Origin of the sequence: Benzoatithermus flavus (assembly GCF_037908215.1) — a bacterium.
GTDB lineage: Bacteria > Pseudomonadota > Alphaproteobacteria > Geminicoccales > Geminicoccaceae > Benzoatithermus > Benzoatithermus flavus.
Map to the genome: position 1 here is coordinate 1 of NZ_JBBLZC010000007.1, position 24,802 is coordinate 24,802.

Sequence of the window (24,802 nt, forward strand, 5' to 3'; positions counted from 1 at the left end):
GCGGTCCGCTTGGCCCGCCGGCTCGGCAGCGAGCCCGCCGGGTGCGCGCTGCTGTCGGCCGGCGCCGCCGCGCCGGCACCGGCCCGGCCGCGTCTCGCCGGCCTGCCCCGCCGCCCGCGCGGTCCTTGACCGGCCGACGTGAGCCACCCGTCAGTGCCGGGTGCTCGCCTCCTCGCTGTGAGCGGCGGCGTAGCTGCGCGCGCGTCTGCCGCCGCGGCCGGGCGGCGTCGCCTCCGCTCCCGGCAGGGGTTCGTACTGCTTCCAGCCGGTTGCCCGCCACTGGCCGGCGCGCTCGTCGAGATCGATCGCACCCGCACTTTCGAGGACCGCCATCGTCTCCTCGACCCGCGCCTCCTCGACCCGGGCCGCGACGAGAACGCCGCCGCGACGGATGCCTTCCTCGTAGCTGCGCTGGTCCTCCGACGGCAAGAACAGGGCCGCGAGCGAGGCCAGAAAGCCGCGCTCCTCCTGCGGCGGCTCGCTCGTCGTGCCCACGGGGGCGGAATCGTCACGGATGATCGCGACGGCGCTGCCCGGCACGCCGATGCCGGCGAGGTCGGCCGCTGCCCGCTCGGCCTCGGCCCGACCGTCGAAGACGGCCGCTACCGTGTGCATGGCGGCCCCGGCTCGCTCGGCCGTGGCGCCGGCCGTAGCCGCGGCTGTCGTCGCCGCCGTCGTGGTGCCCTCGCTCCGGGCGGCGGACGACGATCCCGTATCCTCGCTCTGGGGTGCTGCCGCCGGCTCGATGGTGGCAGGACCGCTCGTGGAGCCGTGCTTGGGCGCATCGGCCGAAGGCGTCGCGTCGAGGCCGTAGGCGGCGGCCACCGGCGTGCCGTAGCCGCCGAGCGTGGCGGTCGTGCCCTGCTGGCGCAGGCGCAGATTGTTCTGGACGTGGACGATGCCCGGGACCTCGAGCGCCAGGTCTTCGGCACGGCGGCGGGTGCCGCGATCGTCGACGAAGCCCTTGAGCGTCACCTCGCCGTTCTCGGCCGTGACCTCGATCTCGGACGCATCGACGAACGGATCGTCGGTGAGCCGGTCGCTCACATCCTCGAGAATGCGCCGGTCGGAACGGCGATAACTTCTGGGCCCGCGCCCGCGATGGCCGCCCGCCTCGCTGCTCCAGTCGCCGTAGAGCTCGCGCCGCCACTCGGCCGGCCCGGACCAGAAGCCCCGCTCGCCCCAGCCGCGACCTTCCTCGCGCCAGCCGCCGAAGCGGCCGGAACTCTGCTCGGCCCAGGACTCGTGGGGCCTGCTGCCTTCGTCGCCCTCGTCGCGCCAACCACGCTCGCTGGCCATGACCGGCCTCCCCTGATCGATCCTGCGGGATGGACCGACAGGAAAGAGCGCGACGCCGGCGCGGGTTCCAGCGCTTCAGCCCGCCCGTTCCGGGAACAGTCCGGCGAGCCCGGCCTCGCTCGCCGGGCACACGCCGCGCTCGGTGACGAGCGCCGTGACGAGGCGGGCCGGCGTCACGTCGAAGCCCCAGTTGCCGGCGGGCGAGCCCTTGGGCGTGATGCAGATGGTCTCGATCCGCCCATCCGCGGTGCGGCCGCGCATGTGCGTCACCTCGGCCTCGCCCCGCTCCTCGATCGGGATCTCGGCGAGGCCGTCGCACATGGTCCAGTCGATGGTGGTGGAAGGCAGCGCCACGTAGAACGGCACGCCGTTGTCCTTGGCGGCCAGCGCCTTGAGATAGGTGCCGATCTTGTTGGCGACGTCGCCGCAGCGCGTGGTGCGGTCGGTGCCGACGATGCACAGGTCCACCATGCCGTGCTGCATGAGGTGGCCGCCGACATTGTCGGCGATCACGGTGTGTGGCACCTCCTGGTGCAGGAGTTCGAAGGCGGTGATCGCGGCACCCTGATTCCTGGGCCGGGTCTCGTCGACCCAGACATGGACCGGGATTCCTTCCTCCTGCGCCCGGTAGATCGGGGCCGTGGCCGTGCCCCAGTCGATCGTGGCGAGCCAGCCGGCGTTGCAGTGGGTGAGGATGTTGACGGGCTCGCCCGGCTTCTTTCTCGCCGCGGCCGCGCGGATGAGCGGCAGACCGTGATCACCGATCGCCTTGCAGATGGCGACGTCCTCGTCGCAGATCGCGGCGGCCTCGGCATAGGCCAGCTCGATCCGCCGCTCGTAGGGCTGGTTGAGCAGCCGGCTGCGCATCCGATCCAGCGCCCAGCGCAAGTTGATCGCGGTCGGGCGGGTGCGGATCAGGCGGGCGTAAGCGCGCTCGATGCCCTCGTCGGTGACGTCCTCGCGCAGGCCCAGGCACATGCCGTAGGCGGCGGTGGCGCCGATCAGGGGCGCCCCGCGCACCTTCATCTCCTCGATCGCCTCGGCGGCATCCCCGAGCGATCGCAGCTCGGCGATCTCGATCTCGTGTGGCAGCCGGGTCTGGTCCAGGATCATGACCGTCCAGCCGTCCTCGGCGACCCAGATCGTGCGGTAGTGCTTGCCGTCGATGCGCATGCGCTCTCCCCTCCTTGGCCGCGGGAGATTAGGGGGCGGCGGCCTGCCTCGGCAATGCCGGCGGCCGGAACCCTCAACGCACGGCCGCGGGGGATGTTGCCGAGCGCCGCGCGGGATTGGCGTCGCCGGCGGGCGTGCTATCTAGCGCGCGTCATGCTGCACCTCAACGACATCACGCTCCGCATCGCCGGCCGTCCGCTCCTGGAAGGGGCGACGCTGCACGTCCCGGCCGGGACCCGGATGGCGCTCGTCGGCCGCAACGGCACGGGCAAGTCGACGCTTCTCAGGCTGATCGCCGGCGAGCTCCAGCCCGATGCCGGCTCGATCCGGCTGCAGACAGGGGCCCGGATCGGCGTCGTGAAGCAGGAAGCGCCGGGCGGCACAGCGACGCCGCTCGAGGCGGTGCTCGCGACCGACACGGAGCGTGCCAGCCTCCTCGCCGAAGTGCCTACCGCCACCGACCCCGCCCGCATCGCCGAGATCCACAACCGCCTCGCCGAGATCGGCGCCGACGCCGCACCCGCCCGTGCGGCCCGCATCCTGAAGGGTCTCGGCTTCGACGATGCGGCGCAAGCGCAGCCCCTCTCCTCGTTCTCGGGCGGCTGGCGGATGCGCGTGGCACTCGCCGGTGTCCTCTTCCTCGAGCCCGATCTGCTCCTGCTCGACGAGCCCACGAACCATCTCGACCTCGAGGCGGCGATGTGGCTCGAAGAGCATCTGAAGCGCTACCCGCGCACGCTCATCCTGGTCAGCCACGACCGCGACTTTCTGAACTCGGTGCCGGAGAAGATCTGCCATCTCGAAGGCCGGAAGCTCACGGTCTATGTCGGCGGCTACGACCAGTTCGAGCGCCAGCGGCGCGAGAAGCTCGTGCTCGCCGAGAAGGCAAGAGCGCGCCAGGAGGCGGAGCGGGCGCGCATCCAGGCCTTCGTCGACCGGTTCCGCTACAAGGCGAGCAAGGCGCGCCAGGCGCAGAGCCGGATCAAGATGCTGGAGCGAATGCAGCCCATCGCCCAGGCCCTGGTCGAGCCCGAGATCCGCTTCAGCTTCCCGGCCGCCGCCATTCCGGCGCCGCCGCTCGTCACCATGGAGATGGCGCGCGTCGGCTACGGCGCGAAGGTCGTGCTCGATCGGCTCTCGCTGCGGATCGATCCCGACGACCGCATCGCGCTGCTCGGCCGCAACGGCAACGGCAAGAGCACCTTCGCGAAGCTCGTCGCCGGCAGGCTCGAGCCGATGGCGGGCGAGCTGACTCGGGCGCGCGGGCTGAAAGTCGGCTTCTTCGCTCAGCACCAGATCGAGGACCTCCTGCCGGAGGAGACCCCGATCCGCCACGTCCAGCTTCGCCGGCCGTTGGAGACCGAGCAGCAGGTACGAGCGCGCCTCGCCCGCTTCGGGCTCGGCCAGGAGCGGGCCGAGACCAAGGCCAGGCATCTCTCGGGCGGCGAGAAGACCCGCCTCGCCATGGCGCTCATGTGCCTCGACGAGCCGCAGCTCCTGATCCTCGACGAGCCCACGAACCATCTCGACATCGACAGCCGCGACGCTCTGGTCGAGGCGATCAACGAGTTCGCGGGTGCCGTGATCGTCATCAGCCACGACCGGCACCTCGTCGAGCTCGTGGCCGACTCTTTGTGGCTCGTGGCCGACGGCCGGGTGAGGCCCTACGAGGGCGATCTCGACGACTACCGGAAGCTCTTCCTCGAGACCTCGAGCGAGCCCGCCCCGGCGCCGAAGGAACCCGAGAGGCCGAAGGCCGACCGGCTCTCGGCGAGCGAGCGGCGCTCGCGGCTGGCACCGCTGCGCCAGCGGGCGAAGGAGGCCGAGCGCGAGGTGGAGAGGCTCGTCGCCGAGCGGGAACGGCTGGAGGCCAGGCTCGCCGATCCCGCGAGCTACGCCGACGGCACCGACATCGGGGCGCTGCAGAAGCGCCTGGCCGAGCTCGCCGCGCTCATGGAGGCGGCCGAGACACGCTGGCTCGAGGCCGAGGCCGAGATCGAGCGCGTCGAGGCGGCGGCATGAGAACCCTGCAGCAGCTCGGATGTTGAGGATGAGGCGGATCCGCTGCTCGCCGCTGCCGGCGCAGCGTCCGGCCATGGCCTGCGGGATGCCGGGCTCCCGCGGGTGGAGACACGTCCATGCAGCGCATCACCTCGGCCTCGTTCCTCGTCCTGAGGGCCGCCCTTTTTGTCGCCCGGCCGGCGGCGGCGCAGGATGCGGCCCACGCCTGCGCGAACGAGGTGCAGCGGCTGTCGGAAGCCTTCCAGATAGGCGAGACCAAAGGCGAGGCGAAGGTGACCATCCAGCAGGCGCCGGGCGCGCAAGGGAGCGAGCCTCGGCGAGGAGCAGCGCCGGCAGATCGGCCGGCTCGTCAAAGAGGCGCGCACGGCCGGCGAGCGGGGCGATGAGGCGACCTGCCTGCAGCGGCTCGGCGACGCCCGCGTCATGCTGCGTCAGGCCGGTCTCGGCGGCGGCCAGTCCGGCGTGGCCAACACCGGCCCCGGCACGGCCGGAAGCGCTGGCGCCGTCGGTGCTGGCCCCGCCTCCGGTGCTGCGGGCGTCACGTCCGGAACCGGCGCAACGGGTGCAGCACCCGGCGCGAGCGGCGGCAACCGAGCGCCTGCTCCGATCATGCCAGAGCCGGTATTCGCTCCCCAGCCCTGCTCCCCGAAGCTGCCGTTTCCATCAGTCCGGCGATAGAAGCGGCGGCGCGGCTCGTCTATAGAGGCGCGCAGCTTTCGGAACGGATGGATACGAACGATGAAGGCGGGCTGGCAGTTCTGGATCGATCGCGGCGGCACGTTCACCGACGTGGTGGGCCGAGCACCCGACGGCTCGATCCGGATCCACAAGCTCCTCTCGGAGAACCCCGAGCAGTACAAGGACGCGGCGATCCAGGGCATCCGCGACCTCTTGGGCCTCGGCAAGAACGAGAAGCTGCCCGATGCGATCATCGACGCCGTCAAGATGGGCACCACGGTCGCGACCAATGCGCTGCTCGAGCGCAAAGGCACGCCCACCGTGCTCGCGATCACGCGGGGCCTGGGCGACGCGCTCCGCATCGGCTACCAGCACCGCCCCGACATCTTCGCCCGCCACATCGTGCTCCCTGAGCAGCTCTACACCCGTACGATCGAGATCGAGGAGCGGCTCGAGGCCGACGGCACGGTGATCCAGCCCCTGGACCGCGACAAGGCCAAGGCCGATCTCGCCGCCGCCTACGCCGAGGGCTACCGCGCCGTCGCGATCGTCCTCATGCACGGCTACCGCTACCACCAGCACGAGATCGCGGTGGCCGAGATCGCGCGCGAGATCGGCTTCACCCAGATCTCGGTGAGCCACGAGGTGAGCCCGCTCATGAAGATCGTGGGCCGCGGCGACACCACCGTGGTCGATGCCTATCTCTCGCCGATCCTGCGCGAATACGTGGACCGGGTCGCGGCCGAAACCGGCGACGTGCGGCTGATGTTCATGCAGTCGAACGGTGGCCTGGTCGATGCCCACCGGTTCCAGGGCAAGGATGCGATCCTCTCCGGGCCGGCGGGTGGCATCGTCGGTGCGGCCAAGACGGCGGCGCTTGCCGGGTTCGATCACATCATCGGCTTCGACATGGGCGGCACCTCCACGGACGTCACCCACTATGCCGGGGCCTTCGAGCGCGCCTTCGACACCGAGGTGGCGGGGGTACGGATGCGCGCGCCCATGATGAAGATCCACACCGTCGCGGCCGGCGGCGGGTCGATCATCAGCTTCGACGGCCAGCGCTTCCGGGTGGGGCCCGAGAGTGCCGGCGCCAACCCCGGCCCTGCCTGCTACCGTCGCGGCGGCCCGCTCGCCGTGACCGATGCCAACCTCATGGTCGGCAAGCTCCTGCCGGACTTCTTCCCGCACGTGTTCGGTCCCAATGCCGATCAGCCACTCGACGCCGAGGTGGTGAGGGCGACGTTCGCGGCCTTGGCGCACGAGGTCGAGCGCGCCACCGGGATCAGCCGCACGCCCGAGGAGCTGGCGCACGGCTGCCTTGCCATCGCCAACGACAACATGGCGAACGCGATCAAGGAGATCTCGGTCCAGCGCGGCATCGACGTCACGCGCTACACGCTGTGCTGCTTCGGCGGTGCGGGCGCCCAGCACGCCTGTCAGGTGGCCGATCTTTTGGGCATCGGCCGCGTCTTCATCCATCCTTACGCTTCCGTGCTCTCGGCCTACGGCATGGGCCTCGCCGACGTGCGCACGCTGCGCCAGAAGGCGATCGAGCGCCCCTTGGACGAGAGCGTCACCGCCGAGCTGGCCCAGGCGGTGGAGCAGCTTCGCAAGGAAGCGCTGGACGAGCTCCACGCCCAGAACGTGCCCGACGAGCGGATCACGACCGAGGCGCGGGTTCATGTCCGCTATGCCGGCACCGATACCTCGCTCGAGGTGCCGCTCGCCGACGTCGCGGGCCTGCGCGAGGCGTTCGAGGCCGAGCATCGCACGCGCTACGGCTTCATCGTCGAGGGCCGCGGCCTCGTGGTCGAGGCGGTGACGGTGGAAGGCATCGGCGCCATGGAGGCGGTCGAGGAGCCGGAGCTGCCGGTGCTCCCACGCGAGATCAACGCCCCGCTCGAGCCGATCCTGAAGACCCAGATCTTCACGAGCCGCGCGCCCCACCAGCCGGCCGAGCGCTTCGAGGCCGCCGTCTACACCCGGGAAGCGCTGCGCCCCGGCGACCGCGTCACCGGCCCCGCCCTCGTCTGCGGCGCCACCACGACCGTCGTGGTCGAGCCGGGCTGGGCGCTCGCGGTGACGCCGCGCGATCATCTCGTGCTGGAGCGCGTCGAGCCGCTGGCACGCGAGGTCGCGGTCGGCACGCACTGCGACCCCATCCTGCTCGAAATCTTCAACAATCTCTTCATGACCATCGCCGAACAGATGGGGGTCACGCTCCAGAGCACCGCCTATTCGGTGAACGTCAAGGAACGGCTCGACTTCTCTTGCGCGGTGTTCGCGGCCGACGGCTCGCTCGTCGCCAACGCGCCGCACATGCCGGTCCATCTGGGCTCGATGGGTGAATCGGTCCGCACCATCCTGAAGCTCAACCGCGACAAGCTGAAGCCCGGCCGTGTGTGGGCGCTCAACAATCCCTACAACGGCGGCACGCACCTTCCCGACATCACGGTGGTGATGCCGGTGTTCGAGGGCGACGAGCTCGTCTTCTTCACCGCATCCCGCGCGCATCATGCCGACGTCGGCGGCATCACGCCAGGGTCGATGCCGCCCGACAGCACCCACATCGACCAGGAAGGTGTCCTGTTCGACAACTTCCTCCTGGTCGAGGACGGTCAGCTCCGCGAGCAAGCGCTGCTCGAGCTCTTACGCTCGGGGCCTTATCCGGTGCGGAACGAGACCCAGAACGTGGCCGACCTCCAAGCCCAGATCGCGGCCTGCCAGCGCGGCGCCAACGAGCTCGGCAAGATGGTGAGCCAGTTCGGCCTCGCCACGGTCAAGGCCTACATGGGCCACGTCCAGGACAACGCCGAGGAGAGCGTGCGCCGCGTGCTCGACGTGCTGCAGGACGGCGAGTTCACCTACCCGCACGACGCCGGGCCGGTGATCAAGGTCAGGATCTCGATCGACAAAGAAGCGCGCCGGGCCAAGGTCGACTTCACCGGGACGAGCGAGCAGCAGCCCTGGAACTTCAACGCGCCCGCGGCCGTGACCCGTGCCGCCGTGCTCTACGTGTTCAGAACGTTGGTCGACGACGACATCCCGATGAACGAGGGCTGCCTGAAGCCCATCGACATCGTGCTGCCCGAGGGCTCGATCGTGGCCTGCAAGTACCCGGCTGCGGTCTGCGCGGGCAACGTCGAGACCTCGCAGTGGGTCACGGACACGCTCTATGGCGCTCTGGGCGTGCTCGCGGCGGCGCAGGGGACCATGAACAACTTCACGTTCGGGAACGACAAGTACCAGTATTACGAGACGATCTGCGGCGGCTCGGGGGCGGGACCCGACTTCGACGGCACCTCGGCCGTCCACACCCACATGACCAACTCGCGCCTGACCGATCCCGAGGTCCTGGAGTGGCGCTATCCCGTGCTCCTGGAAAGCCACCGCATCAATCGCGGCTCCGGCGGCAAGGGCAGGCACAGAGGCGGCGACGGCACGATCCGCCGCATCCGCTTCCTCGAGCCGATGCAGGCAGCGCTGGTTTCGAACCATCGCAAGGTGCCGCCCTTCGGCCTCAAGGGCGGCGAGCCCGGCATCGTTGGCGATCAGTGGGTCGAGCGCGCCGACGGGCGGGTCGAGAAGCTGGAAGGCCGCTGCCGGACCGAGGTGGGCGTGGGCGACGTGTTCGCCATCCAGACGCCGAGCGGCGGGGGCTACGGGGCGCTTTGAGCCCGTGCTAAGGTAGGGCCGGGTCGCCGAAGGAGGGTCCTCATGGGCGAGCCGGCCTTGCCGGTCTTCCACGACGTGGAGGCGTTCCTCGCCTGGGAGGAGCGCCGGGAGGAGCGCTACGAGTTCGTGGGCGGTGTCCTCACCCCGATGGCAGGGGGCACCGAGAACCACGACCTGATCAGCGCCAATGCCATTGGCGCGCTCTATGACCGCCTGCGCGGCTCGCCCTGCCGCGCGCACGGCAGCAACCTGAAGGTCCGCTCGCCGGTGGGCGCCATCATGTACCCCGACGCCTTCGTCCGCTGCGGCCACGCGCAAGGAGGCCGCACGGTCGTGGACGATCCGGTCCTCGTGGTGGAGGTGCTCTCGCCCGGCACGCAGCAGGCGACCTCACCCGCAAGCGCTGGGCTTACCAGGCCATCCCCAGCCTGCAGGCGATCCTGTTCGTCGCCGCCGACGAGCCGCGCGTCGAACTCGCCGTCCGCGGCCCCGACGGGAGCTGGATCTCGCGCCACTATGCCGGCCTCGATGCGTCGCTGCCTCTCGCCGCCCTGGACATCGAGCTGCCGCTCGCCGATCTCTATGCGGGCGCGGCGCTGGAGCTTGAACCTCTGTTAGCTGATGGCTAACTCTTGTCGCGTAGAGCTGACACGCTCCGCCTTTGGAGCCTCAAGCAAATGGAGGCAAAGCAGCGGAACAGAATCCGCGCCAAGCTCGACGAGCTCGCCCAGGACCCTCGGGCACGGCATCTGGATATCAAAAAGCTGGAGGGCCGGCCCGGCTACCGGCTTCGTGTGGATGACTGGCGTGTGATCTACGAGATCGAGGATGTCGTGCGGGTCGTGACAGTGCAGAGGATCGCGCCACCGGGGAGCGTCTACCGTTGACGGTGCAGTTCATCGTGGAGGAAGGGCAGCCGCGGTTTGCCGTGTTGCCCATCGCAGAATACCAAAAGCTCGTCGAAGCCGCCGAGATGCTGGACGACATTCGGGCCTATGACGAAGCCAAGGCGCGCAACGAAGAGGCCTTGCCGATCGAGGTGGCCGACCGCATCCTCGCCGGCGAGAGCGGCATCCGGGTGTTCCGCGAGTATCGCGGCCTCACCCAGCAGGCCCTGGCCGACCAATGCGGCATCTCCAAGCCCTATCTGTCGCAGATCGAGGCCGGCCAGCGCACGCCCTCGACGGAGGTGCTGAAGAAGCTGGCGGCCGCTCTGGCAGTCGAGATCGACGATCTTGTCTGAGCCCGCTCTTCGCCGACAAGGCGGGCGTATGCAGCGCGACCCGCTCGAGGTCCTGCGCACGGTCTGGGGCTATCCCGCCTTCCGCGGCCTGCAGGAGGAGGTGATCCGCCACGTCCTCGATGGCGGCGACGCGCTCGTGCTCATGCCGACGGGCGGCGGCAAGTCGCTCTGCTACCAGGTGCCGGCCTTGTGCCTCGACGGGCTCACCATCGTGATCTCGCCGCTCATCGCCCTGATGCAGGACCAGGTCGCAGCATTGACCCAGCTCGGCGTGCGCGCCGCCATGCTCAACTCGACGCTCGAGTTCCGTGAAGCCATGCGGGTCGAGCGCGCCATGGAGCAGGGCGAGCTCGATCTCGTCTACGTGGCACCCGAGCGGCTGAAGGCCCTGGGCTTCCTCGACCTCCTCGCCCGCTGCCGCCTGGCCCTGTTCGCGATCGACGAGGCGCACTGCGTCTCGCAGTGGGGCCACGACTTCCGCCCCGACTATCTCGAGCTCAAGCTGCTGCACGAGCGGTTCCCCGACGTGCCGCGCCTGGCCCTCACCGCCACCGCCGATGCGCCCACCCGGCGCGAGATCGTGGAGCGGCTCGACCTCGGGGCAGGCCGCGTGTTCGTGGCCGGCTTCGACCGGCCCAACATCCGCTACCGCGTCGTGCCGAAGCTCCAGCCCAAGGCACAGCTCCTGGGCTATCTCGGACGCGAGCAGGCCGGCAGAAGCGGCATCGTCTACTGCCTCTCGCGCCGCAAGGTCGAGGAGACCGCGGCGGCGCTCGAGGAGGCAGGCTTCGATGCGCTGCCCTATCATGCCGGGCTCGACAAGGAGGTGCGCGCCGCGAACCAGGACCGCTTCCTCGAGGAGGAGGGTCTCGTCATGGTGGCGACCATCGCCTTCGGCATGGGCATCGACAAGCCGGACGTGCGCTTCGTCGTCCATCTCGATCTGCCGAAGAGCCTCGAGGCCTACTACCAGGAGACCGGCCGGGCCGGGCGCGATGGGCTGCCTTCGGAAGCCTTCATGCTCTACGGGCTCGACGACGTGGCGAAGCTCAAGAGCCTCCTGGCGCGCTCGGAGGTGCAGAGCGAGCGGCAGCGCCACGTCGAGCGGCAGAAGCTCGAAGCGCTCCTCGGCTACTGCGAGACCACGCGCTGCCGCCGGCAGGTGCTGCTCGCCTATTTCGGCGAGGAACTGCCGGAGCCTTGCGGCAACTGCGACGTCTGCCTCGAGCAGCCTGCGAGCTTCGATGGCACCGAGCTCGCCCAGAAGGCGCTCTCCGCCATCTACCGTACCGGCCAGCGCTTCGGCGCCGGGCACGTCATCGACGTGCTGCGCGGGGAGAGCAGCGAGCGCATCGAGAGGCTCGGCCACGACCGGCTCTCGGTCTTCGGCATCGGCCGCGACCTCGCCCCGCATGCCTGGCGCTCGGTCCTGCGTCAGCTCGCGGCCCTGGGTCTGATCGAGGTGGATGTCGAAGGCCACGGCGGCATCGCCCTTGCCGGCGGCTGCCGGGCCGTCCTGCGCGGCGAGCGCTGCGTGTCCTTGCGCCGCGATCCGACACCGACGCGCGGGTCCGACCGGAGGAAGGGCATCGTCCGTACCTCCCCGCTCCTGGCGGAGGATCCCGCGGCCGACGCGCTGTTCCAGAAGCTACGGCGGTGGCGGCTCGAGACTGCCCGGATGCAGGGCGTGCCGCCCTATGTCATCTTCCACGACACGGCTCTCATGGCGATGGCACGGGCGCGGCCGGCGAGCCGGCACCAGCTCGCCGGCCTGCCCGGCGTGGGTGCCGCCAAGCTCGAACGCTACGGCGACGCGCTGCTCGAGCTCATGCGCGAGGGCTGACGATATCCGATCGGGACTTGGAGCCGTCCGCCGGACGGCGCATATTCATGGTTCACGCTGTGCGACCGAGGCCTGCGCGCCAGGAACGAGGGAGTGGATCATGCTGGGACGACCTGTGCGCGACTGCATCGTCAGGGACGAGCCTTTGTGCGGCCATCCGGCCGACACCGTCCACGACGCCGTCGTCCGGATGGCCGAGCATTGTTGCAGCAGTATCTTGGTATGCGAGGGCGAGCAGCTCCGTGGCATCTTCACCGAGCGCGATCTCCTGGTGCGGGTCGTCGCGGCCGGCCGCGATCCCGACAAGACCAAGCTCGCCGAGGTGATGACGGCCGACCCCGACACGATCGAGGGCTCGGAGCCGGTGATCGAGGCCATCCGTCGGATGGACGAGTGCTGCTACCGTCATCTGCCGGTGATGGAGAACGGCAAGATCCTGGGCGTGGTGGCGCTGCGCGACCTGCCGCTCCAGGATCTGGTGGCGATGGCGCCCGAGCTCGACCAGCGCCATTCGCTGGCCGAGCGGATGTGGTAGAGTTGCAGATTTACTTGCCGCTGGCAGCAGACGATTCGCTCATGGCCCGTTTTCTCGTCATCACAGGCCTCGTGCTGGTCGCGATCGGGCTCCTGTGGCCGCTGATCCAGAAGCTCGGCCTCGGCCGCCTGCCCGGCGACATCGTGATCGAGCGCGAGGGCTTCTCGCTCTACGTGCCCATCACCACCTCGATCCTCGTGAGCCTCGCGCTCAGCCTCGTCTTGTGGCTGATCAACCGATGACCGGAAAGGACGAGAAGCCGAAGCGGGCGGGACCACCCGAGCCGAAGCTGCAACCGCCACGAAAGGAGCCGGCGCGCGCCGGCAAGCTCGCGGGCCGGCTCCAGGCCCTCTCGCGCAAGCTGCTCGGCAAGCACTACGCCGGCAAATACCGCAGCGGCGGCCACTAGCAGAGACGCCCGCCCGCATCTCGAAGCCGTTCCGGGTCTATGTCATCGGCCATGTCGGCATGGCCGTCCTGCGCGGGCTGCTGGGGCACCGGCTGCTGCGCCGGATGGGCCCGCTGCCGTCCTGAAGCTCCTGCCCGCCGGCTCGAGGTGATCCGACCGGAAGACGCAAGAAGTCGGCTCGACCCGATCGAGCCGGTCTCGATCCCTTCACGGCTCCTCCCACGTGCCGCGCTCGGCGGCGCGGAACACGGCGTCGATCACGCGCATGTTCAGGAGGCTGTCCTCGAGCGGTACGGGCTGGGGCGTTCCGTCCTGGATGCTCGCCGCGAATGCATCGACCATGATGCCGTACTGATCGCAGGTCGCAAGCTCCACCGTCTCGCTCACGACCCCGCCCAGGCCCGCGCCGTCGTAGATCAGGATCCGGCAGGGCCGGTCGTTCGGCGCGTTGAACGGGATCTCGACCTCGAGTCGCGCCTTCGTGCCGATGAACTGCATGGTCTGGCGCGCGACGAGCTGGGTGCCGTAGGTGAAGATGCACTGCACGCCCGGGTAGTCGAGCATCACCGAGCCCAGCCGGTCGATCTCCATGTCGGGGTCGCGCTCGATCATGGCGGCGACCCGCCGGGGCTCGTCATCGGTGACGAAGCGCGAGGTGGTGATCGGGTAACAGCCGATGTCGAGCAGCCCGCCGCCGCCCCAGCCCATGACGTTGCGGATGTTCGCAGGATCGGCGAGATGATAGCTGAAATGGCCGTAGATCGCCTTGAGCACGCCGATCCGGCCCGAGCGCACGAGCGCCTTCGCCCGCAGCCACTGCGGGTGCGTGCGGACCATGAAGGCTTCCTGGATCGTCACCCCCGTCCGGTCGCGCACGGCGATCAGCTCCTCCACGTCGGCGGTGGTGATGCCGAGCGGCTTCTCGCAGAGCACGTGCTTGCCGGCCTCGGCCGCCCGTATCGTCCAGGGCACGTGAAGATGGTTCGGCAGAGGGTTGTAGACGGCATCGATGTCGGGGTCGGCGAGGAGGGCCTCGTAAGAGCCGTGGACCCGCTCGATCCCGAGCCTTTCCGCCACCTCGCGCCCGCGCTCCGGATCGCGCGAGGCGATCGCCACCACCTCGCAGCGCGATGCCCGCTGCATGGGCGGGATCACCTTCTCGCGCGCAATCTTGGCCGTGCTCAGAACACCGAAGCGCAGCTTCCGCATGGATCTCCTCCCTTCTTCTGTCGCGCGGGAGGTTAGCAGGAGCGGAGGTGCTTGGCCCGCAGCTTCTTCGTTCGGTCCGGCTTCAGGTGGCGGTGTGGCCGGAGCCGCGCCGATGCTGACGCCAGGCGAGGGCGCCGAGTCCGCCGAGCGCCGAGCCGAGCAGGAGAGCGGCCGCCGGGAGCGGGCTCACGATGTCGTAAGCCTCGCTCCCGGGCACGACGCTGTAGCTGATCGCAGCGGCCGGACGGGGCTCGCGATCCTGGAAGGAAAGGTTAGCGAATGCCTGCCTCATCGCGAGGAACGAGTCCAGATCGATCCCGCCGGGCCCGCTGCCCTGAACGTAGCGGTAGGTTGTGAGATCGCCCACGCCGATGCCTTCACCAAACCGGTCGAGGCTCAAGAAATGGTCGACAGGATAGCGCCGGTCCGGATCGGGCGACGCATCTGGCCCTTCGGCTTCAGCCGTCGCGTGAACGGCAGCAGCAGCCTCCGCCGGAGCGAGCGCCAAGGCGACGAACGCCGCCGCCGTCAGCCGAGCCAACATTGCACTTCCCCAAAGTGAAAACGGCGCTTAAAGGTTCTCCCAGGCCGATCCGCAAGGTTGATTAATGGCAAATTATCCAATCGTTACAGCCGCGTCAAGAAAGCCGTGACACCTGCGGGCATGCCATGGCGAAGGAGCTCGCCGGCGACCGGCGAAGCGATGCGATCCGGCTCTCTCGATACGGGCGCACCCGGAGTCGAGTGAAGCGGCAGCGACGATAGGTAGCAGGCGACCCCGTCGGGCTTCAGCCAGCCGGGTCATGGCCGAGCAGGCGCCGCAGGCTCAGCGCGTTCCTGACCGCATCGTCCGCCTCGGCGGTGTTGTCGAAATAGACGAGGACGTCCCGCCCGTTGCCGCGCTCCGCCTCGAGCCAGCGGGCCCAGTCGGCGAGCGCGCGCTCGGGATAGGAGCCGCGATAACGGCGCTCGTGGCCGTGCAGCCGGACGTAGGCGAGAGAGCCGGTCGCGATCCGGGGCGAGCGCAGCTCGGCGAGCTCGAAGCTCACGAAGGCGGCATCCGCCCGGTCCAGAAGCCGGAGCACCGGATCGGTCCACCAGCCCGGCTCGCGGAACTCGAAGGCACAGCGCAGGCTTGGTGGCAGGCCGGCGAGAAAGCTCTCGAGGAGCGGCAGGTCCGGCCGCAGGTTCGGCGGCAGCTGGAACAGGATCGGGCCGAGCTTGTCGCCGAGCGGCGCCAGCCGCTCGAGGAAGGTCGCGAGTGGCTCGGCGCAGCCGGCGAGCCGGCGCTCGTGCGTCAGCAGGCGCGAGGCCTTCACGGCGAACAGGAAGCCCGGCGGCGCGATCTCGGCCCAGCGGGCCACCATGGCCGGGCCGGGCAGGCGGTAGAAGCTGGCGTTGAGCTCGACCGTGTCGAAGCGGCCGGCATACCAAGCGAGCCAGTCCGCCTGCTTCAGGCCTTTGGGGTAGAAGGTCCCGCGCCAGTTCGGGTAGGTCCAGCCCGAGGTGCCGACGCGGGCGGTTCCTAGCCGGCGCGGGCGGGCACGCGCTTCTTCGGCCACGAGAGGTGACGCAGCTCGCCGACGATGCCGCGGCGGAAGGTGAGGACGCAGAGCACGAAGATCGCACCTTGCACCACCGTCACCCAGGCGCCGAGCTGGGCCAGATAGTTCTCGAGGGTCACGATCACGAAGGCGCCCACGACCGGACCGAACACGGTGCCGAGCCCGCCGAGGAGCGTCATCAGCACGACCTCGCCCGACATGGCCCAGTGCACGTCCGTGAGCGAGGCGAGCTGGAACACGATCGCCTTGGTGGCGCCGGCCAGGCCCGAGAGCCCGGCCGAGAGGACGAAGGCCAGGAGCTTGTACTGGTCGGTGCGCCAGCCCAAGGAGATGGCGCGCGGCTCGTTCTCCCGGATCGCCTGCAGCACCTGGCCGAAGGGCGAGTGGATCGTGCGGTGAATCAGGAGGAAGCCGCCCATGAACACGACCAGCACGACGGCATACATGGCGAGCGGCTCGTTGAGGTCGATCAGCCCGAAGAGCTGGCCGCGCGGCACACCCTGGATGCCGTCCTCGCCGCCGGTGAAGGGAGCCTGGAGACAGAAGAAGAACACCATCTGAGCGAGCGCCAGCGTCACCATGGCGAAGTAGATGCCCTGGCGGCGGATGGCGATGGCGCCGACGACCACCCCGAGGACGGTGGCGGCGACAGCGCCCGAGAGGATGGCAAGCTCGGGTGTGAAGCCCCAGACCTTGGCGGCGTGGGCGCTGATGTAGCCGGCCGTGCCCAGGAACATGGCGTGGCCGAACGAGAGCAGGCCGCCATAGCCGATCAGAAGATTGAAGGCGCAGGCGAACAGCGCGAAGCAGAGCGCCTTCATCAGGAAGACGGGGTAGAGCACGAAAGGCGCGACGAGGAGCGCTGCGAGCATCGCCGCCATGATCAGCCAATCGCGACGACTCCCCGTCTCCATGGGAATGCCGACGGCCTCCTCTGCCCGGGTCACCATCCTCAAGCCCTCCCGAACAGGCCGGCAGGCCTGATCAGCAGCACGATCGCCATCAAGACGAAGATCACGGTGTTCGAGGCCTCGGGGTAGAACACCTTGGTCAGGCCCTCGATCACGCCGAGTCCGAAGCCGGTCACGATCGAGCCCATGATCGAGCCCATGCCGCCGATCACGACCACGGCGAAGACGACGATGATCAGGCTCGAGCCCATGGTCGGGTTGACCTGGTAGATCGGGGCGGCGAGGACACCCGCGAGCGCGGCCAGCGCCACGCCGAAGCCGTAGGTGAGCGTGATCATGCGCGGCACGTTGATGCCGAAGGCCTGAACGAGCGTCGGGTTCTCGGTGGCGGCGCGCAGGTAAGCGCCGAGCTTGGTCCGCTCGATCACGAACCATGTCGCGAGGCACACGGCGAGCGAGGCCACCACCACCCAGCCGCGGTAGGTCGGCAGGAACATGAAGCCCAGATTGTAGCCGCCCATGAGCTGCGGCGGGATGGCGTAGGGCTGGCCCGAGGAGCCGAACTGGTTGCGGAACAGGCCCTCGATGATGAGCGCCAGGCCGAAGGTGAGCAGCAGCCCGTAGAGATGGTCGAGCTGGTAGAGCCGCCTGAGCATGGTGCGCTCGATCAGCATCCCCAGGAGACCCACGGCGAGCGGCGAGAGCAGGAGCGCCCACCAGTAGCCGATCCCGGCGTATTGGAGCAGGAACCAGGCCACGAAGGCGCCCATCATGTAGAGCGCCCCGTGGGCGAAGTTGATGATGTTGAGGAGCCCGAAGATCACCGCGAGCCCGAGGCTCAGCATGGCGTAGAAGGCGCCGTTGATCAGCCCCAGCAGGAGCTGACCGAACAGCGCCTGCGGCGGGATGCCCAGGAGCTGCTGGATCATCCGAGCGCCCTCCGACCCGACTGCCCGCCGCTCACGACTTCACGAGCGGGCAGCCGCCCTTGTCGAGCGGCCGGAACGCCTCGGCCGCCGGGATCGTGGCCTTCAGCGTGTAGTAGTCCCAAGGCCCCTTGCTCTCCTCGGGCTTCTTGACCTCGAACAGGTACATATCGTGGATCTTGCGGCCGTCGACCCGGATGGTGCCCTTGCCGAACAGCGGATCGTCGGTCGGAATCTCCTTCATCTTGGCGACCACGGCCTTGCCGTCGCCGTCGCTGCCCAAGGCCTTCAGCGCTTTCAGATAATGGAGCGTGCCGGCATAGACGCCGGCCTGGACCATGGTCGGCATCCGGCCGCCGTTGCGCTCGCCGAACCTCTTCGCGAAGGCGCGGGTCTGGTCGTTGAGATCCCAGTAGAAGGACTCGGTGAAGGTCAGCCCTTGCGCCACCGGCAGGCCCAGCGCGTGGACGTCGGAGAGGAAGAGGAGGAGCGCCGCGAGCTGCTGCCCGCTCTGGGTGATGCCGAACTCCGCCGCCTGCTTGATCGAGTTGGTGGTGTCGCCGCCGGCATTGGCGAGGCCGATCACCTTCGCCCCGCTGGCCTGCGCCTGGAGCAGGAAGGACGAGAAGTCCGACGTGCTCAAGGGATGGCGGACCGAGCCCAGGACCTTGCCGCCGTTGGCCTCGATCACCGCCGTCGTGTCCTTCTCGAGGGCGTGGCCGAAGGCGTAGTCGGCGGTGATGAAGAACCAGGTGTCGCCGCCGTTCTTGACCACGGCCTTGCCGGTGCCGTTGGCGAGCGCCCAGGTGTCGTAGGTCCAGTGCACCGTGTTGGGCGAGCACTTGGGTCCGGTGAGGTCGGAGGTGGCGGCACCCGAGTTGATGAACACCTTGTTCTTCTCGCGCGTCACCTCGTTGACCGCGAGCGCCACGGCCGAGTTCGGCACGTCGATCACCATGTCCACACCGTCGACGTCGTACCACTGCCGGGCGATGTTGGAGCCGATGTCGGGTTTGTTCTGATGATCGGCTGAGACGACCTCGATCGGGGTGCCATCGAGGCTGCCGCCGAAGTCCTCGATCGCCATCCTCGCCGCCATGACCGAGCCCTGCCCACCCAGATCGGCATAGAGGCCGGACTGGTCGTTGAGCACGCCGATCCTGACCTTGCCGCCGGTCATCTCGGCCTGCGCGGTGCCGGCCAGGAGCACGCTCGCCGCAACACCCGTCAGAAGATCCTTGATCCGCATCGTCCCGCTCCTCGTCGTATCGTTTCCGCCATCCCGGCCATCCCGGCTCACACGCCGAGATATTCGTGCAGCATGTCCATCCGGGCCTCGAGCTCGGCTCTCGGGATCGTATCCACGATCCGGCCGTGCTCCATGACGTAGAACCGGTCCGCCACGGTCGCGGCGAACCGGAAGTTCTGCTCGACCAGCAGCACCGTGAACCCCTTCTCCTTGAGGGCTCTGATGCTGCGGCCGATCTGCTCGATGATCACCGGTGCCAGCCCTTCGGTCGGCTCGTCGAGCAGCAGAAGGCGCGCGCCCGTCCGCAGGATGCGCCCGATCGCCAGCATCTGCTGCTCGCCGCCGGAGAGCTTGGTGCCCTGGCTGCTCGCCCGCTCGCGCAGGTTGGGAAAAAGGGTGTGGATCTCGGGAACGGTCATGCCGCCCGGCCGCACCACGGGCGGCAGGGTCAGGTTCTCGGCGACGCTCAGGCTCGCGAAGATACCGCGTTCCTCCGGGCAGAAGCCGATCCCGAGCCGCGCGATTCGGTGCGAAGGCAGGTCGATCGTCTCCTTGCCCTCGAAGCGGACGCTGCCGCGGCGTGCTGGCACGATGCCCATGATCGATTTCATGGTGGTCGTCTTGCCGGCGCCGTTGCGGCCGAGCAGGGTGACGACCTCGCCTTCCGGCACGTCGAAGGTCACCCCGTGCAGGATGTGCGATTCGCCGTACCAGGCATGGAGGTCGCGCACGGCGAGGAGCGGCTGCGCGGCACCGCCGCCGATGTCACGCATGGCCGGATCCCATGTAGGCCTCGATCACCCGGGGGTTCCTCGAGACCGCTTCGTAGTCGCCCTCGGCCAGGATCTCGCCGCGGGCGAGCACGGTGATCCGGTCGGAGAGGTCGGCGACCACGGAAAGATTGTGCTCGACCATGAGCACGGTGCGGCCCTTGGCCATGCGCTTCACGAGCTCGGCGATGCGGCCCACGTCCTCGTGGCCCATACCGGCCATGGGCTCGTCGAGCAGCATCATCTCGGGCTCGAGGGCGAGCGTGGTGGCGAGCTCGAGCGCGCGCTTCCGGCCATAGGACAGCTCGACCGCCGGCACGCTCTCGAACTCGAGGATGCCCACCGCATCGAGCAGCTCGCGCGCCTGGCCGTCGTACCGCTTCAAGACACGCTCCGAGCGCCAGAAGTCGAAACAGTCGCCGCGCTTGCGCTGGAGCGCTATCCGCACGTTCTCGAGGGCGGTCATGTGGCCGAACACGGCCGAGATCTGAAACGAGCGCACCATGCCCTGCCGGGCGATGTCGGCCGGCGAGGAGCGTGTGATGTCGCGGCCATTATAGAGAATCCGGCCACCCGTCGGCTCGAGGAATTTCGTCAGGAGATTGAAGCAGGTGGTCTTGCCGGCTCCGTTGGGGCCGATCATGGCGTGGATCGTCCCCCGCCGCACGGCGAGGCTCACCTCGCGCACCGCCACGAAGCCGCGAAAGGCCTTGGTCAGGCCCTCCGTCCGTAAGATCACGTCCTCCATCGTGCGTCGCCGACACGCCGGCCGGCTCCCGAAGCTGCGGTCACGGTATCGCCTCCCGTCATCACGCGCTCACCCCTGGCTTAATGGTGCGGCCGTCCCAGAGCAAGACACCACCGCAGGTAAGGCGGACGGGTCCGTTCAGAGCAGGCTGAGCTGTCCGTCTGCCGTCGGCCGGCGGAACAGGTCGGTGCGCTGTGGCAGCGCACGGCGATCGAGGCCCAGCCGGCGGACCGCCTTGCGGAAGCGCTGGGCGATCAACTCGGCGAAAGCGCCCTGCCCCCGCATCCGGCTACCGAAATCGGGATCGTTCAGCCGCCCGCCGCGGCACTGGCGTACGAGCGAGAGGACGTGCCGGGCGCGCAAGGGAAAATGCGCCTCGAGCCAGCCTGCGAACAGATCCTTCACCTCATAGGGTAGCCTCAGGAGCACCCGGCCGGCCGTCGAGGCCCCGGCTGCGGCCGCCTGCTCCAGAATGGCCTCGATCTCGGCATCGGTCAGCCCCGGAATGATCGGGGCCACCATCACGCCCACGGGCACCCCGGCCTCGGCCAGCGTCCGCATGGCCATGAGCCGCCGCTGCGGACTCGAGGCGCGGGGCTCCAGCGTGCGCGCGATCTTAGGATCGAGCGTCGTGAGCGAGAGATGGACGTTGGCGAGCCCGTCCCGCGCCATGGGTGCGAGCAGGTCGAGGTCGCGGCAGACCAGGGCCGACTTGGTGACGATCCCGACCGGGTGGCGCGCTTCGGCCAGCACCTCGAGGATCGCCCGTGTCACCCGCAATCGGCGCTCGAGCGGCTGGTAGGGGTCGGTGTTGGCGCCGAGCGAGATCGGCCGGCACCGGTAGCCCGGCTGCGCCAGTTCCTGCCGCAGGAGCCGGGCCGCGTCCTGCTTGACGAAGATCCTGGTCTCGAAGTCGAGCCCGGGCGAGAGCCCGAGGAAGGCATGGGTCGGGCGGGCGTAGCAGTAGATGCAGCCGTGCTCGCAACCGCGGTAAGGGTTGATCGATTGATCGAAAGGAACGTCCGGCGACTGGTTGTGGGTGATGATGGTGCGTGCACGATCCGGCAGCGCTTCGGTCCGGGGCGAGGGCTCCATCGCGAGCTCGTCGAGGCTGCCCCAGCCGTCGTCGAACGCCTCGCGGGCATGGCGCTCGTAGCGGCCCTCGGGGTTGCAGGTGGCGCCACGTCCTTTGTGCGCCCGCGGCAGCATGACGGCTCCAGATGAGAACATTCGACGAACAAATACCGCCGGGACTCGCCCCTGCCAAGCCCCGGCATTAGCTTCCCCCCGACGCTGAAGGGATCATCCATGCCGACGACCGCTCCTCATGGCTCCTGGCGTTCGCCGATCACGGCGGGCCTGATCACCGGCAAGCAGGTCGGGCTCGGCAGCCCCTGGCTCGACGGGGACGTCGCCTACTGGACCGAGAGCCGTCCGCTCGAGGGCGGCCGCGTGGCGCTGCTGCGCCGGCTCGCGAACGGCCGGACGGAGGAGGTGGCGCCGCCGACCTTCAACCTGCGCACGCGGGTGCACGAATATGGCGGCCGGCCGTTCACGGCACGGGACGGGATCGTGGTCGGGGTCGAGCTCAAGGACCAGCGCGTTTACCGTTTCGAGCCCGGCCGGGTGCCCGTGCCGCTCACGCCCGAGAGCGGCGGCGCCTTGCGCTACGCCGACCTCGTGCTCGACCTGGCGCGGCAGCGGCTGCTCGCGGTGCGCGAAGACCATCGCGGCGGCGGCGAGCCCAGGAACACGCTGGTCGCCATTCCGCTCGCGGGCGATCCCCACGAAGGCGCGGTGCTGGCCGAAGGCCACGACTTCTTCGCCTATCCCCGCCCGAGCCCCGACGGTAGATCGCTCGCCTGGCTCACCTGGGACCATCCCGACATGCCCTGGGATGCAACCACGCTCTGGGTCGCGGAGCTCGATGCGGCCGGCCGGCCCGCGGATCCGCGCGCCATCGAGACCGGGGTGGCGGAGAGCCTGGTCCAGCCCGAATGGTCGCCGGACGGAAGGCTCCACGTCATGTCCGACCGCAGCGACTTCTGGAGCCTCTATCGGGTGCGTAATCTCGACCTCGAGCCGGTGGCGCTGATCGCGGCCGAGCTCGCGGGGCCGTTGTGGCAGCTCGGCTCGCGCTGGTACGATTTCCTCGATGCCGGCACCGCGGTCGCGATCGCCACCGAGCGCGGCGTCCAGCGCCTCACCCTGCTCGATCTCGTCGCCGGCACCGAGCGCCCGCTCGATCTGCCCTTCGTCGAGTATGCCGGCGTGAGCTGCGCCGACGGTGTCGTCCTCGTCCAGGCGCTCCCGGCCGACGGGCCGGCGCAGCTCGTCCGGGTCGAGCCGAGCCGGAGCGGCTTCGCCACGATCGCGAGCGCCGGTGCCCTCGATCTCGATCCCGGCCACATCTCTCTGCCCGAGCACATCACCTTCCCGAGCGAAGACGGACGGCAGGCCTTCGCCCTCTATTACCCGCCGCGCAACCCCGATTACGTTGCACCCGCAGGTGAGCTGCCACCGCTCGTCGTGCGCAGCCACGGCGGCCCCACCGGCCGCGCCTCGCCGGCCTTGAACCTGCAGATCCAGTTCTGGACCAGCCGCGGCTTCGCCGTGGTCGATGTCGACTATGCCGGCAGCACCGGCTACGGGCGCGCCTATCGCAGCCTGCTCGAGGGCAAGTGGGGCATCGCCGACGTCGAGGACTGCATCGCAGCAGCGCGCTTCCTCGCCGAGAGCGGCCGGGTCGACCCGAGCCGGCTCGCGATCCGGGGGGGCAGCGCCGGCGGCTACACCACGCTCTGCGCGCTCGCTTTCCACGACTTGTTCAAGGCAGGCGCCTCTTGGTATGGCATCGGTGACCTCGAAGCGCTCGCGCGCGACACGCATAAGTTCGAGAGCCGCTATCTCGACCGGCTGGTCGGCCCCTGGCCGGATGCGGTCGAGCTCTACAAGGCGCGCTCGCCGATCCACCACACGGACGGGCTGAACTGTCCGATCGTCTTCCTGCAGGGCGAGGACGACAAGGTCGTGCCGCCGAACCAGGCCGAGATGATGGTGGAGGTCCTGCGCAAGAAAGGGCTGCCGGTGGCCTATCTCCTCTTTCCCGGCGAGGGCCACGGCTTTCGTCGCGCCGAGACCATCGAGACGGCGCTCCTCGCCGAGTACGGCTTCTTCTGCCGCGTCTTCGGCATCGAGCCCGCCGAGCCGCTGCCGCCGCTCAGGATCGAGAATCTGGGCTGAGCGCGCCGAAGCCCGGCCGTTTCCGTCAAGGTCGCGTCCGATTCGATCATGGCGCCCGCCGCTTCGCCGCTAGCCTGAGCGGCGAAACCCGCCGTAGCTTCGAAATGTCCGGCGCGGCGGAACGATCGGGAGAGGTTGCGACATGATCAAGCGCCATCTGCTGCTGGCGGCCTTCCTCGCCGCCGTGGCCTCGCAGGCGGCCCTGGCCGACGAGCCGGCCGCCTGCCGGAGGGTCTGGTTCTCGGACCCCGGCTGGACCGACATCACCTCGACCACCTCGCTCGCGAGCGTGGTGCTGAAAGGGCTCGGCTACCAGCCGAGCTCCCAGATCCTTTCGGTCGCGGTCACCTTCGAGAGCCTGAAGAACGGCGACATCGACGTGTTCCTGGGCAACTGGATGCCGGGCCAGCAGGCGATGCTGGAGGAGTATCGGGCGAAAGGCGTGGAGCTGATCCGCCCCAACCTCACCGAGGCCAAGGTGACGCTGGCCGTCAACCGGGCGGCCTTCGAGGGTGGGGTGAAGAGCTTTGCCGACCTCGCGGCGCATGCCGACAGGTTCGGCAGGAAGATCTACTCGATCGAGCCCGGCTCCTCGGCCAACAAGCACCTCTCCACCATCATCGAGACCAACGATTTCGGCCTCGGCGGCTGGGAGCTGGTGGAATCGAGCGAGCAGGGCATGCTCGCCCAGGTGGATCGCGCCATTCGCCGCGGCGAGTGGGTGGTGTTCCTGGGCTGGGCGCCGCATCCCATGAACGTGCGCTACCAGATCGACTACCTCGCCGGCGGCGACAAATATTTCGGTCCCAATTACGGGGGGGCGACGGTCCAGACCCTGACCCGCCCGAACCTCGCGAAGGAATGCCCCAATCTCGGCCGCTTCCTCCAGCAGCTCGCCTTCTCGGTCGGCATGGAGAACGAGATGATGGACCTGATCCTGAACGAAGGCCAGGACGGCGAGACGGCGGCACGCAACTGGCTGAAGCAGCACCCCGACGTGCTGAGCCCCTGGCTCGACGGGGTGACGACCATGGACGGCGAGCCGGGGCTCGCGGCGGTGAAGGCATCGTTGTGAGCGGCAAGGCCAGGCGCGGTCACGACTTCACGGCCGCGGTCCTGGCCCGCTCCTGCTCGCAGGCCGGCAGGAGATGCCTGGCACCCATCTGCGTCACCTCGGCGGCGCTCAGGCATACCGGCAGCTCCAGGAGCTTGAACGTGTCGACGAAGAAGGCCTCGTCGGCCTCGCGGGCGAACGTATAGTCCTCGTCGAGCATGCGCTCGGCCGAAACGTTCGGGAACGC

23 protein-coding genes are annotated in these 24,802 nt (G+C 69.2%); 11 read left to right on the top strand and 12 right to left on the bottom strand.

Features of this window, described 5'->3' with window-relative positions; translation table 11 throughout:
* Positions 1-150: 150 nt before the first annotated feature.
* Positions 151-1,299, bottom strand: coding sequence for a BON domain-containing protein (locus tag U1T56_RS08570; protein ID WP_418159044.1), 1,149 nt, complete (start codon positions 1,297-1,299; stop codon positions 151-153).
* A gap of 75 nt (positions 1,300-1,374) precedes the next feature.
* Positions 1,375-2,472 carry an S-methyl-5-thioribose-1-phosphate isomerase gene (mtnA, locus tag U1T56_RS08575; RefSeq protein WP_418159045.1) on the bottom strand — a complete coding sequence of 366 codons (1,098 nt, stop codon included), beginning with the start codon at positions 2,470-2,472 and terminating at the stop codon, positions 1,375-1,377.
* Between the two features lie 153 nt (positions 2,473-2,625).
* Between mtnA and U1T56_RS08580 the strand changes: the two genes are divergently transcribed.
* The 9 genes from U1T56_RS08580 to U1T56_RS08620 all read left to right on the top strand — a co-directional run bounded on the left by U1T56_RS08580 (position 2,626) and on the right by U1T56_RS08620 (position 12,880).
* A complete protein-coding gene (locus U1T56_RS08580) occupies positions 2,626-4,494 on the top strand; it encodes an ABC-F family ATP-binding cassette domain-containing protein (RefSeq protein ID WP_418159046.1) in 1,869 nt (622 codons plus the stop codon).
* Between the two features lie 738 nt (positions 4,495-5,232).
* A complete protein-coding gene (locus tag U1T56_RS08585) occupies positions 5,233-8,850 on the top strand; it encodes a hydantoinase B/oxoprolinase family protein (RefSeq protein ID WP_418159047.1) in 3,618 nt (1,205 codons plus the stop codon).
* A gap of 42 nt (positions 8,851-8,892) precedes the next feature.
* Positions 8,893-9,468 (top strand): Uma2 family endonuclease, encoded by a 576-nt coding sequence (locus tag U1T56_RS08590; RefSeq protein ID WP_418159048.1) that lies wholly within the window; start codon positions 8,893-8,895, stop codon positions 9,466-9,468.
* Positions 9,469-9,482: 14 nt separating this feature from the next.
* Positions 9,483-9,737 carry a type II toxin-antitoxin system RelE family toxin gene (locus U1T56_RS08595; RefSeq protein ID WP_418159049.1) on the top strand — a complete coding sequence of 85 codons (255 nt, stop codon included), beginning with the start codon at positions 9,483-9,485 and terminating at the stop codon, positions 9,735-9,737.
* 2 nt (positions 9,738-9,739) lie between these two features.
* Positions 9,740-10,093, top strand: a complete 354-nt coding sequence (locus U1T56_RS08600) for a helix-turn-helix domain-containing protein (RefSeq protein WP_418159221.1) — start codon at positions 9,740-9,742, stop codon at positions 10,091-10,093.
* 28 nt (positions 10,094-10,121) lie between these two features.
* A complete protein-coding gene (gene recQ, locus U1T56_RS08605; protein WP_418159050.1) occupies positions 10,122-11,936 on the top strand; it encodes a DNA helicase RecQ in 1,815 nt (604 codons plus the stop codon).
* A 100-nt stretch (positions 11,937-12,036) separates the two neighbouring features.
* The gene (locus tag U1T56_RS08610; RefSeq protein ID WP_418159051.1) at positions 12,037-12,471 is read left to right on the top strand and encodes a CBS domain-containing protein; all 435 of its coding nucleotides are present in this window, start codon (positions 12,037-12,039) and stop codon (positions 12,469-12,471) included.
* Between the two features lie 41 nt (positions 12,472-12,512).
* On the top strand, positions 12,513-12,713 hold the full coding sequence (locus tag U1T56_RS08615; RefSeq protein ID WP_418159222.1) for a DUF2905 domain-containing protein: 201 nt from the start codon (positions 12,513-12,515) through the stop codon (positions 12,711-12,713).
* A complete protein-coding gene (locus U1T56_RS08620; RefSeq protein WP_418159052.1) occupies positions 12,710-12,880 on the top strand; it encodes a hypothetical protein in 171 nt (56 codons plus the stop codon). The genes U1T56_RS08615 and U1T56_RS08620 overlap by 4 nt, the downstream gene beginning before the upstream one ends.
* A 207-nt stretch (positions 12,881-13,087) precedes the next feature.
* Here U1T56_RS08620 and U1T56_RS08625 read toward each other — a convergent pair whose 3' ends face one another.
* The 9 genes from U1T56_RS08625 to U1T56_RS08665 all read right to left on the bottom strand — a co-directional run bounded on the left by U1T56_RS08625 (position 13,088) and on the right by U1T56_RS08665 (position 21,467).
* Positions 13,088-14,089, bottom strand: a complete 1,002-nt coding sequence (locus U1T56_RS08625; protein WP_418159053.1) for a Gfo/Idh/MocA family protein — start codon at positions 14,087-14,089, stop codon at positions 13,088-13,090.
* Between the two features lie 82 nt (positions 14,090-14,171).
* Positions 14,172-14,456: a hypothetical protein gene (locus tag U1T56_RS08630; RefSeq protein WP_418159054.1), complete on the bottom strand. Its 285-nt coding sequence runs from the start codon at positions 14,454-14,456 to the stop codon at positions 14,172-14,174.
* Positions 14,457-14,877: 421 nt separating this feature from the next.
* Complete coding sequence (locus U1T56_RS08635) at positions 14,878-15,651, bottom strand: DUF72 domain-containing protein (RefSeq protein ID WP_418159055.1); 774 nt, start codon at positions 15,649-15,651, stop codon at positions 14,878-14,880.
* Positions 15,615-16,535, bottom strand: a complete 921-nt coding sequence (locus U1T56_RS08640) for a branched-chain amino acid ABC transporter permease (RefSeq protein WP_418159223.1) — start codon at positions 16,533-16,535, stop codon at positions 15,615-15,617. The genes U1T56_RS08635 and U1T56_RS08640 overlap by 37 nt, the downstream gene beginning before the upstream one ends.
* Positions 16,536-16,606: 71 nt before the next feature.
* Positions 16,607-17,494, bottom strand: coding sequence for a branched-chain amino acid ABC transporter permease (locus U1T56_RS08645; protein WP_418159056.1), 888 nt, complete (start codon positions 17,492-17,494; stop codon positions 16,607-16,609).
* A 31-nt stretch (positions 17,495-17,525) separates the two neighbouring features.
* Positions 17,526-18,740: an ABC transporter substrate-binding protein gene (locus U1T56_RS08650; protein ID WP_418159057.1), complete on the bottom strand. Its 1,215-nt coding sequence runs from the start codon at positions 18,738-18,740 to the stop codon at positions 17,526-17,528.
* Positions 18,741-18,787: 47 nt separating this feature from the next.
* Positions 18,788-19,513 carry an ABC transporter ATP-binding protein gene (locus U1T56_RS08655; protein WP_418159058.1) on the bottom strand — a complete coding sequence of 242 codons (726 nt, stop codon included), beginning with the start codon at positions 19,511-19,513 and terminating at the stop codon, positions 18,788-18,790.
* On the bottom strand, positions 19,506-20,258 hold the full coding sequence (locus tag U1T56_RS08660; RefSeq protein WP_418159059.1) for an ABC transporter ATP-binding protein: 753 nt from the start codon (positions 20,256-20,258) through the stop codon (positions 19,506-19,508). The genes U1T56_RS08655 and U1T56_RS08660 overlap by 8 nt, the downstream gene beginning before the upstream one ends.
* 138 nt (positions 20,259-20,396) lie before the next feature.
* Positions 20,397-21,467 (bottom strand): PA0069 family radical SAM protein, encoded by a 1,071-nt coding sequence (locus U1T56_RS08665; RefSeq protein WP_418159060.1) that lies wholly within the window; start codon positions 21,465-21,467, stop codon positions 20,397-20,399.
* Positions 21,468-21,566: 99 nt separating this feature from the next.
* On the opposite strand from U1T56_RS08665, the gene U1T56_RS08670 reads away from it, so the two are divergent.
* Both U1T56_RS08670 and U1T56_RS08675 read left to right on the top strand, forming a co-directional pair.
* The gene (locus tag U1T56_RS08670) at positions 21,567-23,501 is read left to right on the top strand and encodes a S9 family peptidase (protein ID WP_418159061.1); all 1,935 of its coding nucleotides are present in this window, start codon (positions 21,567-21,569) and stop codon (positions 23,499-23,501) included.
* A gap of 142 nt (positions 23,502-23,643) precedes the next feature.
* Positions 23,644-24,576, top strand: coding sequence for a choline ABC transporter substrate-binding protein (locus U1T56_RS08675; RefSeq protein ID WP_418159062.1), 933 nt, complete (start codon positions 23,644-23,646; stop codon positions 24,574-24,576).
* Between the two features lie 19 nt (positions 24,577-24,595).
* Here the strand turns inward: U1T56_RS08675 and U1T56_RS08680 are convergent, their stop codons facing one another.
* A complete protein-coding gene (locus tag U1T56_RS08680) occupies positions 24,596-24,775 on the bottom strand; it encodes a hypothetical protein (RefSeq protein WP_418159063.1) in 180 nt (59 codons plus the stop codon).
* Between the last annotated feature and the right edge of the window lie 27 nt (positions 24,776-24,802).

Bases quoted from the DNA above. Each gene is read 5' to 3' on its own strand.
- U1T56_RS08570 (WP_418159044.1), bottom strand. From the start codon at position 1,299: ATGGCCAGCGAGCGTGGTTGGCGCGACGAGGGCGACGAAGGCAGCAGG.
- mtnA (WP_418159045.1), bottom strand. From the start codon at position 2,472: ATGCGCATCGACGGCAAGCACTACCGCACGATCTGGGTCGCCGAGGAC.
- U1T56_RS08580 (WP_418159046.1), top strand. From the start codon at position 2,626: ATGCTGCACCTCAACGACATCACGCTCCGCATCGCCGGCCGTCCGCTC.
- U1T56_RS08585 (WP_418159047.1), top strand. From the start codon at position 5,233: ATGAAGGCGGGCTGGCAGTTCTGGATCGATCGCGGCGGCACGTTCACC.
- U1T56_RS08590 (WP_418159048.1), top strand. From the start codon at position 8,893: ATGGGCGAGCCGGCCTTGCCGGTCTTCCACGACGTGGAGGCGTTCCTC.
- recQ (WP_418159050.1), top strand. From the start codon at position 10,122: ATGCAGCGCGACCCGCTCGAGGTCCTGCGCACGGTCTGGGGCTATCCC.
- U1T56_RS08610 (WP_418159051.1), top strand. From the start codon at position 12,037: ATGCTGGGACGACCTGTGCGCGACTGCATCGTCAGGGACGAGCCTTTG.
- U1T56_RS08615 (WP_418159222.1), top strand. From the start codon at position 12,513: ATGGCCCGTTTTCTCGTCATCACAGGCCTCGTGCTGGTCGCGATCGGG.
- U1T56_RS08620 (WP_418159052.1), top strand. From the start codon at position 12,710: ATGACCGGAAAGGACGAGAAGCCGAAGCGGGCGGGACCACCCGAGCCG.
- U1T56_RS08625 (WP_418159053.1), bottom strand. From the start codon at position 14,089: ATGCGGAAGCTGCGCTTCGGTGTTCTGAGCACGGCCAAGATTGCGCGC.
- U1T56_RS08640 (WP_418159223.1), bottom strand. From the start codon at position 16,535: ATGGCGGCGATGCTCGCAGCGCTCCTCGTCGCGCCTTTCGTGCTCTAC.
- U1T56_RS08645 (WP_418159056.1), bottom strand. From the start codon at position 17,494: ATGATCCAGCAGCTCCTGGGCATCCCGCCGCAGGCGCTGTTCGGTCAG.
- U1T56_RS08650 (WP_418159057.1), bottom strand. From the start codon at position 18,740: ATGCGGATCAAGGATCTTCTGACGGGTGTTGCGGCGAGCGTGCTCCTG.
- U1T56_RS08655 (WP_418159058.1), bottom strand. From the start codon at position 19,513: ATGCGTGACATCGGCGGCGGTGCCGCGCAGCCGCTCCTCGCCGTGCGC.
- U1T56_RS08660 (WP_418159059.1), bottom strand. From the start codon at position 20,258: ATGGAGGACGTGATCTTACGGACGGAGGGCCTGACCAAGGCCTTTCGC.
- U1T56_RS08665 (WP_418159060.1), bottom strand. From the start codon at position 21,467: ATGCTGCCGCGGGCGCACAAAGGACGTGGCGCCACCTGCAACCCCGAG.
- U1T56_RS08670 (WP_418159061.1), top strand. From the start codon at position 21,567: ATGCCGACGACCGCTCCTCATGGCTCCTGGCGTTCGCCGATCACGGCG.
- U1T56_RS08675 (WP_418159062.1), top strand. From the start codon at position 23,644: ATGATCAAGCGCCATCTGCTGCTGGCGGCCTTCCTCGCCGCCGTGGCC.
- U1T56_RS08680 (WP_418159063.1), bottom strand. From the start codon at position 24,775: ATGCTCGACGAGGACTATACGTTCGCCCGCGAGGCCGACGAGGCCTTC.